Here is a 13,112-nt window from a genome sequence, read left to right on the forward strand (position 1 = left end):
GGAACTAATCCAGCCCCAATGGATCGGCGATGCGCGGCCAAAGCTCCATGCTCGCCTTTCTGTATTCTGTGGCGGTTGCATCGGTCGGGTAGGATGTCGGGGCGGCGATATAGACAATCTCAGACGTGATCGGCTGAAAGCCAGCCTGAAAATGATTTGTCGATTTAACCAGCAGATAGTCCTTAGCCGCAAAATCAATATCGAGATTGGAAAAGATATTCGGCTCATAGGTCTGTGACCGGCTGGTAATGAGGATAATATCAATGCTCGTTCCGACCGGCCTTATAACTGCCACACGGCCAAGATTAACCCGGCTATTGCGAAAACTCTGCCAGCCAGCATCCATCACTTTTTGAATTGTCACACGCAGATCAAGCGGCTCGCCACCATGCCATGACGATTTTCCGCCAATGCGAAGCTCCAGCTCGGCCCCCTCACCTGCCGCATGACAGAACGAAACCGCTATCGGATCCCAGATCGTTGCCAAGGCGAAATTATCCATTCCGCGTTCAAGCATATGACGCAGAATAAAAGTTGCATCACCGGCAACACCGCCACCGGGATTGTCCCATATATCCGATATGACTACGGGCAGAGACGGATTGGCTTTGCGCACCGCAACAACGTGATCAAGCCCTGAATCCGTTTCGAACATCGGCATCGCTGTCAGTTTACGCATGCGGTAAAGCTCATGGCCAAGCTTTTGCGCCAGCGCGTCGCCCTTCGATTTTTCATTGTCGCTTACGACGACAATCCGCGTCCCCATATCCGGCACATCGCCAGCCATGAAGCCGTGAATGACGGAAATAGACAGAATATCGTCGTTGCCCTGCATGGCATTTATCCGATCCACAAAAGAACGCATCGGCTCACGGTTCGTCGGATAGAGCGTGATCATGCGACAGTCGAAGGTGGAGATGATGGGATTTATCTCGCCGCGCAAGGCACGAAGTGCCAAGTCAACGACATGCTCGCCACGCTCCTCAAAATCCGTATGCGGAAATTCGAGAAATGCTGCCATCAGATCAAGATTAGCAACACGCTTCGGCGTCAAGTGGCTATGTGGATCAAATTCGGCTGCAACCAGAATATCCGGCCCAACGATCTCGCGAATATGTTCAAGAAAATCCCCTTCCGGGTCGTCATAGCCCTGTGCAACCATCGCCCCATGCAGACCCAACACCACGCCATCCACCGGCATAGCTGCTTTCAATTCTTCAAGAATTGTATCGCGTAAAGTCTCATAGGTTTCACGCTGGATAAGACCCGCAGGTTCAGCCCAGCACGATGTTCCTTCAATGACGTCAAGCCCTTCCGCTTGCGCACGCCGCCGCAGGATCGGAACGACCGAAGAACACAGGGTCGGCGTATCCGGATGTTCGCCCGGCCCCGCATAAAATGCCGCTTTAAACGCATCCATATCCGTTGGAACCGGAGAAAATGTGTTGGTTTCAGTTGCAAGGGAAGCGGTAAAAATGCGCATGATATGAACCCGAAATAGCGCCAAGCGCGAGACAACTGAAAGCAATTAAAGGACGCGCAAACAACTGCGATTTGATAATATGAACGCTATTCCGCTCGCTTTTCCATATCATAAAGCAGCGCTGTGCACAGAAATTCAACTTCATTGATGAGTTGCGATCAGAATATCTGAATTTCAAGCGCCGCCCTACTCGCAATTTGCCCTTTCCATTACCATTTGCAGCCAGAAACAATTCTATCCCCATTCTATAAGCGGTGCCTAAAGACAGTTTCACCGCGCCGCAGGAGTATTTATGGAACGTTTGATTGAGCGCAGCCTCTTTGCCAGCCGCTGGCTGATGGCGCCAATGTATCTTGGCCTCGCATTGTCGCTGCTCATTCTGGTTTGGGTTTTTCTGGTCGAGCTATGGCGCTTTGCTATGATCATCCCAACCATGACTGTCAATGATGCCGTTCTTGGCGTGCTAGCACTGATCGATCTTAGTCTCGCAGCCAATCTCCTGATGATCGTGATTTTCGCAGGCTATGAAAACTTCGTCAGCCGCATGGATATTGCCGATCACAAAGACCGTCCCGATTGGCAGGGCGAAGTCGACTTTTCGGCTCTTAAGCTCAAGCTAGTTGCCTCTATCGTTGCAATCTCCGGCATTCATCTTCTGAAGGTGTTTATGGATGTCGCCAAATATTCCGCCGATCACATCAAATGGATGGTCATTATCCACCTGGTTTTCGTAATCTCAGGCGTCCTGCTCGCGGTCATGGATTGGGTTGCCAATCATGGCAAAACGCTCAAGAAAAGCGTCAGCAAGAGCTGATCATTGAAGAAACTTGGCGTCGGCTTTGCACATGCGGAGCCGACGCCACTATTTTACACCAAATTGAATTCTGCCTGATCACAACTTGCCAACCCGAATTAAGATGATTAAATAACTCATCTTTCATGGGCGGACCATTTGTAGTTAGGTGGTAACAAGGTTGAGTTTCTGGCACTCTATGATTTGGAACACCGAAGGCATCCGCGTTGTGTCTCCGGTCAAATGGCGTGTTCTCAACGGCCTGGTGAGCGTTTACTGGGAAGCTGAAAGCGCATCAGGCGCGTCCGGCTATTTTCTATCGCATGATCCGCGCATCATGATTTTCTTTCAGGACGTTTCAGCAAAAGTCCGAATTTCCAATGCGGACGGCCAAAACAACAATTACCATAGACCCATGTCACGGGCTATTTATATCCCGGCAGGCGTCCCACTATGGACCAGTACCGTGGCCACGCATCGGTTTTCTCATTTAAATCTGCATTTTCATAAGGATCGCTTGCTGAAATATCTTCGTCCGGCGCTCGGTCCATCTTTGGCAATGTCGATCATTCAAAAGCCGATAGAAATTCAGGATTTAGGCACACTCGAAGTTCTGGCCAGACTGTTGGAAGAGGAAGTTTCTAATCCGTCCCAGCATTCTCTTTATGTTGAAAACCTAATTGGTGCGATCCTCGCGCGTCTTCTTGTCGAGCCAGAAAATGACGAGAAGCAGGAATATGGACGCCTCACGCAAGCGCAGATGAACAAGCTGAAAGCCCATGTCAGCGTTTCTAATGATGGTCGCCTCAGCGTCGCAGAAATGGCTGCAGCCGTTGGTCTCTCGGAAAGCTGGTTTTCAAACGTATTCAAACAAACGACAGGGCAAACGCCATTTCAATGGCAGTTGACCAAGCGCATCGACCGCGCTCAGAAACTGTTATCTGATAGTGATGCGACGGTGGCAGGTGTTGCAGCCCAGCTTGGCTTCACCGATCAGGCACATCTCACGAAAGCCTTCCGGCAGATCGTCGGCGAAACGCCTGCGGCATGGCGCCGGTTACAACAACAGCGCCAGTAAAATCTTAAACTATATAAATTGCCCCCGTTCATTCGCACAAACGGGGGCAAAATCATTACCAGCTCCGGCGCAAGGTTGCGGTGACTTCACGCCCCGGATTGTAGAAATCAGCACCGAAGCCACCGAATGCGACATATTTTTGGTCGAACAGATTACTGACATTGAGCTGCAACGTCGTCTTGTCGATGAACTCATAGGTATAAGCCAGATCGAGGACCACGTTATCATCCGAACCGAACGTATTGGCGCTGTCGAAATAATACGAACCTGTATAGCGCGCACCGACGCCGAAGGTCATATCACCGCGTTTACCACTGCCTTCCCAACGATAGTTACCCCAAAGCGATGCTGTATGATTGGGGACCAGCGTCAATTGGTTGCCCGCCGCGCCATTGTTGGCATCTTCGAGAATCTCGTGATTCAGATATGAATAAGCGGCAGTCATACTGATATTGTTGGTGACCTCCGCTTTGGCTTCGAGATCAAGACCGCGGACACGGATTTTGCCAATTGCCGACTCTTCCCGCGTCACCGGATCAGTCTGCGTGATGTTAGTTTTGGTCAGATCGTAAACCGAAGCCGTGAAGAGAGCAGGAAACCCTATAGGGCTGTACTTTACGCCAACCTCATATTGTTCACCGCGTTCTGGTTCCGTATTCAGAGATGCTGGAACTGCCGACTGGGCATAACTGGTGAAAACCATGAATTCATCGGTAAACTTATAGGCAAGCCCCACGCGCGTGGTAAACTCGCTCAAGTCACCTTCCGCCGTCGTACTGTCCATTTTGTTAAACTGGTTGATGTCCATCCAGTCATTACGCAAACCAAGGGTAACGATCAGCTTATCCGCAAAGGTGAGGTCCTGCTGCGCATAAAGAGCCTTGGTTTCCTGTTTGTTACGCCGGTTGGTCGTCGTTGGCAGATTAAGCGGCGCACCAGTATAAACCGGGTTTGTCCAGTCGATGCCAGTCACACCGGGCATACCAGGATTATAATAGGAATCGGCCCAGGTACCAAAACTTGTGCCCGAATAATTATTATATTCGAAACCAACGAGGCTGCGACTTTTTACATTCTCAAAGTCTGCTTCATATTGCAGATGCGTATCGATAATGAATTGCCTGTTTGACGCATCACTCGTCATGAAACCGCGATCAGCAAACGTCGAGCCGTCCGTCGGCGTTCTGGAAATATAGGCGTAGCCATAACTCTTGTCGCCTTTGCTGTAGCGCGCATTGGAGTTAAAGCTCAATCCGTTTCCAAAATCATGCTCCAAAAGCATCGTCAGCGTATCGCGTTTGGTTTTGCCATAATTGAAATCTGGCTCGCCAAAGAAACGCTTTCTGCTGAAATCAATACCAACGGGATAGCCACCACTGTTTGGCGTATCGTTGAGATAGAGGTGATCATAAAGAACTGTGAGACTTGTCGCATCTGTGGGGCGCCATGTCAGACCACCCATAAAAAACTTCTCATCGTCTCGAGAATAATCATATTCCCGATCCGCCTTTTTAAACTTGCCTGTTAAGCGATAGGACAGAGTTTCATCTTCAGTCAGGTTATCACCGAAATCGAAACCAGTTTCGATGTGGTCATAGGAGCCGCCCGAAATATAGGCTTCGCCAAAACGTTCCGTTCTTGGCTTCTTGCTCGTGAAGTTTACCGATCCGCCCGGATCAGAGACGCCGAAAACGCTTGAGCTGCCGCCCTTGAGAACTTCTACCCGTTCGAATGCATAAGGCTCTTCACGAATGCCACCAAAAGGCTTTCCGAGCGACAGCCCATCGCGATACATATAGGCGTCAAAGCCACGGATTTTGAAATAATCGAAGCGATCATCGGAGCCGTAAAAAGTCGTAACAACACCCGACGTATAATTGAGAACCTCTTCAACGTCCGTTGCGTTGCGCTCCTGAATTTCTTTGGCGGTTATCACGGAGATGGACGCCGGTGTGTCCATAATATCGGTGGGTATTTTTCCACCACTTGTGGTTTTTGTTGCCACAATAGAATTGCGGTCGTCATCCTGTTTGCCTTTGCCATCCACCGTGATGGTTTCCAGAACCAATGGGGCGGCTGAGGTTGTGGCTTGTTGCGCAAGCGAGACATTGGGAACACAGACTGCCAGTGCCGAACAACCGAAAAGGAATGCTAAGCGCTTTCGCATCGCAGATCGCGGATCGTTAGCAGTGGTCATGTTCATATTCATGGTAGGTTCCGCAATCTCGTTATGCAGTTACAAGCGATAAGGTCCGCCGACAATCGTGCAATCGCGAGGTGTTGTGTGTCCAAATTTTCCGTACAACTCATACACCGCGATTGTCTGTTCACGCCACTAACTTGAGATTGTTTGTCCAGTATTGTAAAAATCGGCTTTATTGTAAAAAGCCACGGTTAATTCGCCGCAAAATTGACATGGTTCCGCTCGTGCCCTTGACGCCCCAATTTTAACCTGAGACTGAAAGGCCACTTTTAATTAGAGTGCATCCTGAAAAGTGAGAAACGTTTTTCGAAAACAGATGCTCGTTAAAACAAATGATTTAAAGAACCGATCTGATCCAATCAGATCGGTTCTCTATTGGGAGAATGCACCTGTGCGCCATTTTATCCGCTCGATCCTCGTATTGGTCGCAATCACTATGTTCCCCAATATTGCGGGCGCTGCATCTTCAAACAGTGATCAGACTTATCCAATTGTTATAAAACATGCTTTCGGCAAGACCACTATATCCAAAAAGCCGCAACGCATAGCAACGGTCGCCTGGGCCAATCACGAGGTTCCGCTTGCACTCGGCGTTATCCCGGTCGGAATGGCGGCTGCTAATTTTGGCGATAATGAGGGTGATGGATTGCTGCCCTGGGTTTCTGAGCGCCTTAAAGAATTGGGTGCGGACAAGCCGGTTCTGTTCGATGAAGGCGATGGCATTGATTTTGAAGCGGTTGCAGCGACCAGTCCCGATGTCATTCTGGCGTCCTATTCCGGCTTGAGCCAGTCGGATTATGACACGCTGAGCCAGATTGCACCGGTCGTCGCCTATCCTGAAGCTCCATGGTCGACGGATTGGCGCGACATGATCCGCCTCAATAGTGCAGGCATGGGGATGTCGAATGAGGGGGACGCTCTTATTAAGAAAATTGACGCCGATATTGCGAAGACTATTAGCGAGTATCCGCACCTTAAAGGTAAATCAGCTATGTTCGTTACGCATCTTGATGCGACGAACTTAAGCACAATCAATTTCTATACGACCAATGATACCCGCGTAAAATTCTTTGAGGATTTGGGGCTGATCTCGCCAAAGAGTGTCGTTCAGGCATCGCAGCCGGGACAGTTTTCCGGTTCTGTGAGTGCCGAACGCATCGATCTGTTTGACGATGTCGATATTGTCGTAACCTATGGTGGCGATGAGCTTTTCACGGCAATGCGTGCAAATCCACTTCTTTCCAAATTGCCGGTTGTGACGAATGATGCGGTTGTGATGCTTGGGAGAGACCCCTTGGGTACAGCCGCCAATCCCACCCCGCTTTCCATCTCATGGGTGCTTAAGGATTATGTTGCGCTGCTTTCAAGTGCTGCGGACAAGGCCAAATGATTTCCGAGAGCATTCAGCCAGCCCGGCCTGACGTTCAAATGGGCCGCTCTAACAATATCCGATCTCTGTCTTTGTTGCTGCTCCTGCTGCTTCTTAGCGCTATATGTTTTCTGTCCGTGGCCCTTGGCACGAGAGACGTTGCTTGGCCAGAAATATGGGCGGCACTCAATGGCCACGTCGACACAATCGGGCAAGCTGCCGTTTCAACGCGTATTCCCCGCACGCTGCTTGCCGTTATGGCAGGGGCAGCACTTGGACTTTCCGGCGCAGTCATGCAGGGCATAACCCGCAACCCGCTTGCAGACCCCGGCATATTGGGCGTCAATATGGGCGCGTCACTTGCTATCGTGATCGCCATCGTGTGGTTTGGGATTGCATCCGCCCATGCTTACATCTGGGTCGCAATTCTTGGTGCCGGATCGGCAGCAGTCTTCGTATACGCAGTCGGATCGCTGGGGCGCGGTGGTGCCACGCCGCTTAAACTCGCATTGGCCGGGGCTGCAACCTCAGTTGCCTTTTCCTCTCTGACAATCGCGATCATATTGCCGCGTGCCGATCTTGCGGGCGGCATTCGTTCATGGCAGATCGGTGGCGTGGGAGGCGCTACGATGGATCGTATCGCCTATGTCATCCCATTTCTGCTTGTGGGTGCTGCAATTAGCCTGCTTTCAGCGCGCAAACTCAATTCACTGGCACTTGGTGATGAATTGGCGGCGGGGCTTGGAGAGAATGTCGCCGTTGCCCGCGCAGTCTCTGCAATAGGCGCTATTCTTTTGTGCGGTGCTACAACAGCCATATGCGGACCGATCGGCTTTGTTGGCCTGATTATCCCGCATTTATGCCGCCTGCTGGTTGGCGTCGATCATCGCTGGCTTCTGCCGTTTTCTGCAATTGTGGGTGCCTGTCTTCTCGTCTCGTCAGATATTGTCGGACGGCTCATTGCACGACCAGCCGAAATTGACGTTGGCATTATTACAGCCTTTGTCGGGGCTCCGTTCTTTATCTGGATTGTAAGACGCCAGCGCGTGCGAGAGCTATGACCCTGATTTCACCCATATATGACCAACTGATCAGCGCCCGCAGACGAAAAGCACGAACCCGCCTCCTGTTGATCTTAAGCCTTGTTGTCATTCTCGGCAGCGTTTTCGCTTTAACTTTGATGCTGGGGCAATCCTTCACACCGCCGGGAGACGTTCTACGTGTAATGCTGGGCGAAGACGTCGCGGGAGCGAGTTTTACAGTGGGTCAATTACGCCTGCCCCGCGCGATATTGTCGATCCTTGCGGGTTTGAGCTTCGGGCTGGGTGGCGTGGCTTTTCAAACCATGCTGCGCAATCCACTTGCAAGCCCGGACATTATCGGCATCAGCTCCGGCGCAAGTGCGGCAGCAGTTTTTGCCATTGTGGTCCTGTCGATGAGCGGTCCCGCCGTGTCGGTATTTGCCGTCGTCAGCGGGTTAGGCGTAGCACTGCTCGTTTATGCCCTATCTTTCAGAAATGGTGTCGCCGGTACGCGCCTTATTCTGGTTGGCATCGGTGTTTCTGCGATGCTCGAAAGCTTCATTGCCTATATTCTTTCAAGCGCGCCTGCTTGGAATATGCAGGAAGCAATGCGGTGGCTCACAGGCAGTGTGAATGGTGCGCGGCTCGATCAGATGGCACCATTGCTGATCGCACTCATCGTCTTTGGCGGGTTGCTTTTAAGCCGGACACGCGATCTGGAATCTTTACGCCTTGGTGACGATACGGCTGCAGCGTTGGGAACCAAGGTTGCCCGAACACGCATCATTATCATCATCGCGGCCGTTGGCATGATCTCCTTTGCCACTGCGATTGCTGGCCCCATATCGTTTGTTGCCTTCTTATCCGGTCCGATTGCCGCGCGCATCGTCCGCAACAACGGATCGCTGCTACTTCCATCGGCATTGGTCGGAGCCATCCTTGTTCTGGCAGGCGATTATGTCGGCCAGTTTATGTTGCCCGGGCGTTACCCGGTTGGCGTCGTCACCGGCGCTCTCGGCGCGCCCTATCTCATCTATCTCATAATTCGGGTCAATCGGACCGGAGGATCGCTATGACAAGTCATTCGCTCAAAGTCAGCCAGCTCTCTTCGGGTTATGGCGATACAATGATTTTGGAAGACTTGAGCCTTAATGTGCCTTCCGGGCAGATCACGGTGATTGTCGGTGCCAACGCATGTGGTAAATCGACATTGCTGCGTAGCATGTCACGCCTTCTAAAGCCGTGTCATGGCCATGTTTTGCTTGATGGTAAATCCATTCACAAAATACCGTCGCGTGAGCTTGCGCAATCCCTTGGATTGCTCCCACAGTCCCCGATTGCGCCTGAAGGAATTACGGTCACTGATCTGGTAAGCCGTGGCAGACACCCTTATCAAGGTATTTTTTCGCGATGGACGAAAGAAGACAATGAAGCGGTGACGGCTGCATTGTCCGCTACAAAAACCGACGCATTAGCCGAACGGGCGATTGACGAACTTTCCGGCGGGCAAAGGCAGCGTGTGTGGATTGCCATGGCACTTGCGCAGGAAACGGAAATATTGCTGCTCGACGAGCCAACGACATTTCTTGACATCAGCCACCAGATGGAAGTTCTCGACCTTTTAACCGACCTTAACAAACAGCGGGATACGACGATTGTCATGGTGTTGCATGACCTCAATCTCGCCGCACGCTATGCCGATCATCTGGTCGCAATGAAAAACGGCAAGCTTTATGTGTCAGGCAGTCCCGATGAGGTTCTAACCGAACAAAATGTTCGGGAGATATTCAATATTGAAAGCAGGATCATCACTGATCCCACATCCAATCGACCGATGATGCTCCCCATCGGTCGGCATCGCATGTCTAATGAGACATGCCGAAGATAATAGCGCCTTATCGCATCATCGCAGCAACATTGCCGCCATCGACTGTGATCACAGCACCCGTTGATGTGCGCGCTGTGATGAGATGTAGAAATGCTTGTGCTACATCATCCGCCATCACTTCGCGCTTGAGAAGATTGCCACGCATATAGACTTCTGGTGTCACGCTGCGTGCCTGGGCGCGTTCCTCAACCATTTCGTCGGTCATCAGGCCCGTGCGGATGCGATCAGGATTAACGGCATTCACCGTAATGCCATCACAGGCATGTTCCAGCGAATATTGACGCATCAAGGCCATCAATGCCGCTTTCGATGTGCCATATGGACCAAAATCCGGGCCCGGATTAACCGCCTGTTTGCTCACATTGAACACGATTGAGCCACCGGTCTTCTGTTGCTTCATGACCTTGACTGCGGCTCGTGCAATATAGTGATGGCTCCAGAAATTGAGATCAAAAGCGCGTTTGAACAGCGCATCATCAACGGACTCCAACGCACCCTGAAAAGCAGCGCCGGCATTCGAAACCAGAATATCAACACCGCCATAGGTGGCTATGATTTCTGCAATCGCCTTTTCTGCCGCCAATGGATCGGTCAGATCGCAGGCTACAGCTTTGCCACCCAGTCGCTTGGCTTCGGCTGAAACACGTTCCGCATCAATGTCGATCAGTGCAATCTCCGCGCCCTGCTCTTTCAAGCGCTGCGCAATCGCCAAGCCCAAACCACCTGCTCCGCCAGTGATCACCGCGACTTGTCGTGTCAGTGGCTTCTCGGTTTGTTTGGCAAGTTTCGCCTGCTCAAGCGACCAATATTCGATGTCGAAAAGGTCTTCTTCACTCAAGGCTTCAAACTGATGAATTCCTTCTGCACCGCGAATAACTTCTATGGTTGCTTCCGCGACATCCGCGCCGATACGCGCAGCCTTTTGTGTCGGTCCGGCAGAAAACACTCCGATGCCATCGACATAAAACACCCGCGGCATAGGATCGAGCATCGTCTTACCACCGCCGACCCGCGCATTGTTGCGATCAAAATAGCCCTTATAGTCAGTGACATAAGCAGAAACCGCATCTTTAACTTTTGCCGCCCAACCAGCAAGATCATCAGCAAGTGGTGCAGGCAGAGCCACGCCATAACGCTTGATGTGAATCACATGTTCAGGTGTTGCATTGCCGCGACGCACGAGATCAGCGACATTGGGGGCGCCACAGAAATCAAGGATTTCACGATTGGAACGATGCTCGATAATGAAGCGTCGTGGTTGGCCTTCTTGTCTGCCCGGAAGGGCAATCGCGCCGCGCAGGATGGGTGCAATGTCAGCAACAGACGCCAATTCCTGTTTATATTCTTTTGTACTTGCCTGACCGAAAGGATGAGGATTTCCCTTCGCAATACGCTTTTCCGCACGGTCAATTGCCTCAATCATATTCTCATAGGCAATACGCGGATCGTCAGACCAGGTGAAAATACCGTGCTTGAGGAGGATCATGCCCGGCGCATCCGGGCGCTCTGAAAATGCCTTGAGACAGGCTTTGGAAAGATCAAACCCCGGCATGACATAAGGCACGATGATCATTTCGGGGAATAATTCCCGGATGATCGCCTCGCCATTTGGCTGGTTTGTCAGTGCTACAATCGCATTGGCATGCGTATGGTCAACATGCTTGAAAGGCAGGATAGCGTGAAGGATCGCTTCCACCGACGGATTGGGTGAGGAAGGATCAAGCAGCAACCGGCGCTGCAACATCACCATGTCATCGTCGCTCAAAGTTTCATAATTCACCATAGCTTTCAGCTTCTCAAGGTGAAGGGCGGGCAGACCGGCAGGCTCAATTTTGCCCATGTCCCAGCCGCTGCCCTTCACGCAAAGCACTTCCACCGGTGTGCCATCATGATCGCTGATTGTCGTCTTGACGGATGTGTTGCCACCACCATGCAGAACAAGCTTCGGTTCGGAGCCCAACAAACGAGTGGTATATGTACGGATGGCAACGTCGCGATTGATACCTGCTTTTTCATAGGCATCGATGATTGCTGTAAAATCCGTATCCGACCAGTTCGACTTCATCTACCAGGCTCCTCAGTTGGCAATCTGCGGCCACAACAGCGCAGACATAGACAAGCACCCATGGAAATTACATTTTTCCAAGGCATAACAATGATTTATGGAGATAACTCCTCACCTGATATACAATTGACACTATATATTGACATTAGTCAACTTGATTGATTGGCTTATTGATTAAAAGCGTTTTCTATGCAACTCAGATGAGCAGTGAAAACAGGAAATGAGTATGACATCGGACGATCTGACACCGTCTACGCATGCCATCCCGGCTGAATTTGATGACGCTATCGTCTGGGCTGCCTGGCTCTATTATGAAGACCAGCTCACCCAGAACGATATTGCCAAAAGAATGGGTGTGTCCCGGGCCACAATCGTCAATTATCTGCAAGAAGCACGACAGCGCGGCGTCGTGAGAATTCTGATGAATTCCGAAATACTCGCTCGCACGGAAATTGCTCATAAGCTTGCCGATCAATATGGGCTTGAAGAAGTTATGGTCATTCCAAGTGATCAGAGCGCATCATCTACATCACGTTTAAAAGCGCTTGGAACCGGCGGCGCGCGTCTCGTTGAGCGCATGGTCAAAGCGGGCGATACAATATGCGTTTCGTGGGGCCGTACGGTGCTGGCATTGGCCGATGAAATTGCATTGCCGCGACCACTGGAAGGCTTACAGGTCGTTCAGGTGACGGGTTCGTCTATCGGCAAGCGGGAATTCGCAGCCGAGCTGTGTGCATCAATCATGGCGCGTAACATCGGAGCCACGAGTATCAACATGCTCGCCCCCGCCGTGTTGAGCAGCGCCGAGTTGCGCGATGCTCTTATGGGCGAGCCTGCTTTAGTGAAACAGTTCGAGCTGATTGCTGAGGCAGATATGATCATTTTCGGCGTTGGCACACTTTCCTCGGAAAGCACGATGCGGATTGCAGATGTTACCAGCAATGAAGAAATAGACGCCTATGCCAAAGATGGAGCGGTCGCGGTTCTCATCTGTCGCTTTCTGGATGAAACCGGCAAACAGGTTGTTCGCGAGCTGGACAAACGGGTGATTGGTATCGAGCTTGATGAATTGCGCGGCGTTCCACGCAGGCTTTGTGTTGCGGGCGGTGCCAGCAAAGTTGAGGCAATTCATGCTGTGCTCACAGGCGGCTATGCCACGCATCTGGTGACTGACTTCGAAGCCGCCCGGCTATTATTATCGAGATAAAATA

Annotated in this window: 10 protein-coding genes; 7 read left to right on the forward strand and 3 right to left on the reverse strand. The window is 51.3% G+C overall.

Annotated features, from left to right (window positions below; genetic code table 11):
- Nucleotides 1-4: 4 nt before the first annotated feature.
- A complete protein-coding gene (locus CEV31_RS16815; RefSeq protein WP_094508696.1) occupies nucleotides 5-1,483 on the reverse strand; it encodes a M81 family metallopeptidase in 1,479 nt (492 codons plus the stop codon).
- Nucleotides 1,484-1,775: 292 nt separating this feature from the next.
- Between CEV31_RS16815 and CEV31_RS16820 the strand changes: the two genes are divergently transcribed.
- The gene (locus CEV31_RS16820) at nucleotides 1,776-2,297 is read left to right on the forward strand and encodes a TIGR00645 family protein (RefSeq protein WP_094508698.1); all 522 of its coding nucleotides are present in this window, start codon (nucleotides 1,776-1,778) and stop codon (nucleotides 2,295-2,297) included.
- 160 nt (nucleotides 2,298-2,457) lie between these two features.
- Nucleotides 2,458-3,354 carry a helix-turn-helix domain-containing protein gene (locus CEV31_RS16825; protein ID WP_210190943.1) on the forward strand — a complete coding sequence of 299 codons (897 nt, stop codon included), beginning with the start codon at nucleotides 2,458-2,460 and terminating at the stop codon, nucleotides 3,352-3,354.
- A 55-nt stretch (nucleotides 3,355-3,409) separates the two neighbouring features.
- Here the strand turns inward: CEV31_RS16825 and CEV31_RS16830 are convergent, their stop codons facing one another.
- Complete coding sequence (locus CEV31_RS16830; protein ID WP_094508703.1) at nucleotides 3,410-5,563, reverse strand: TonB-dependent siderophore receptor; 2,154 nt, start codon at nucleotides 5,561-5,563, stop codon at nucleotides 3,410-3,412.
- Between the two features lie 430 nt (nucleotides 5,564-5,993).
- On the opposite strand from CEV31_RS16830, the gene CEV31_RS16835 reads away from it, so the two are divergent.
- Genes CEV31_RS16835 through CEV31_RS16850 form a run of 4 tightly spaced genes read left to right on the forward strand, consistent with a single transcriptional unit; the run spans nucleotide 5,994 to nucleotide 9,836 of the window.
- Nucleotides 5,994-6,947, forward strand: a complete 954-nt coding sequence (locus CEV31_RS16835) for an iron-siderophore ABC transporter substrate-binding protein (RefSeq protein WP_094508894.1) — start codon at nucleotides 5,994-5,996, stop codon at nucleotides 6,945-6,947.
- Complete coding sequence (locus CEV31_RS16840; protein WP_094508705.1) at nucleotides 6,944-7,987, forward strand: FecCD family ABC transporter permease; 1,044 nt, start codon at nucleotides 6,944-6,946, stop codon at nucleotides 7,985-7,987. Before CEV31_RS16835 ends, CEV31_RS16840 begins: the two co-directional genes overlap by 4 nt.
- Nucleotides 7,984-9,024, forward strand: a complete 1,041-nt coding sequence (locus CEV31_RS16845) for a FecCD family ABC transporter permease (RefSeq protein WP_094508707.1) — start codon at nucleotides 7,984-7,986, stop codon at nucleotides 9,022-9,024. Before CEV31_RS16840 ends, CEV31_RS16845 begins: the two co-directional genes overlap by 4 nt.
- Complete coding sequence (locus CEV31_RS16850) at nucleotides 9,021-9,836, forward strand: ABC transporter ATP-binding protein (protein ID WP_094508709.1); 816 nt, start codon at nucleotides 9,021-9,023, stop codon at nucleotides 9,834-9,836. The genes CEV31_RS16845 and CEV31_RS16850 overlap by 4 nt, the downstream gene beginning before the upstream one ends.
- A gap of 7 nt (nucleotides 9,837-9,843) precedes the next feature.
- Here CEV31_RS16850 and CEV31_RS16855 read toward each other — a convergent pair whose 3' ends face one another.
- Nucleotides 9,844-11,901, reverse strand: coding sequence for a bifunctional aldolase/short-chain dehydrogenase (locus CEV31_RS16855; protein ID WP_094508712.1), 2,058 nt, complete (start codon nucleotides 11,899-11,901; stop codon nucleotides 9,844-9,846).
- Nucleotides 11,902-12,127: 226 nt separating this feature from the next.
- Between CEV31_RS16855 and CEV31_RS16860 the strand changes: the two genes are divergently transcribed.
- A complete protein-coding gene (locus CEV31_RS16860) occupies nucleotides 12,128-13,108 on the forward strand; it encodes a sugar-binding transcriptional regulator (RefSeq protein WP_094508896.1) in 981 nt (326 codons plus the stop codon).
- The last annotated feature ends 4 nt before the right edge of the window (nucleotides 13,109-13,112 follow it).

This window comes from Brucella thiophenivorans (assembly GCF_002252445.1).
Taxonomy (GTDB): Bacteria; Pseudomonadota; Alphaproteobacteria; order Rhizobiales; family Rhizobiaceae; genus Brucella; species Brucella thiophenivorans.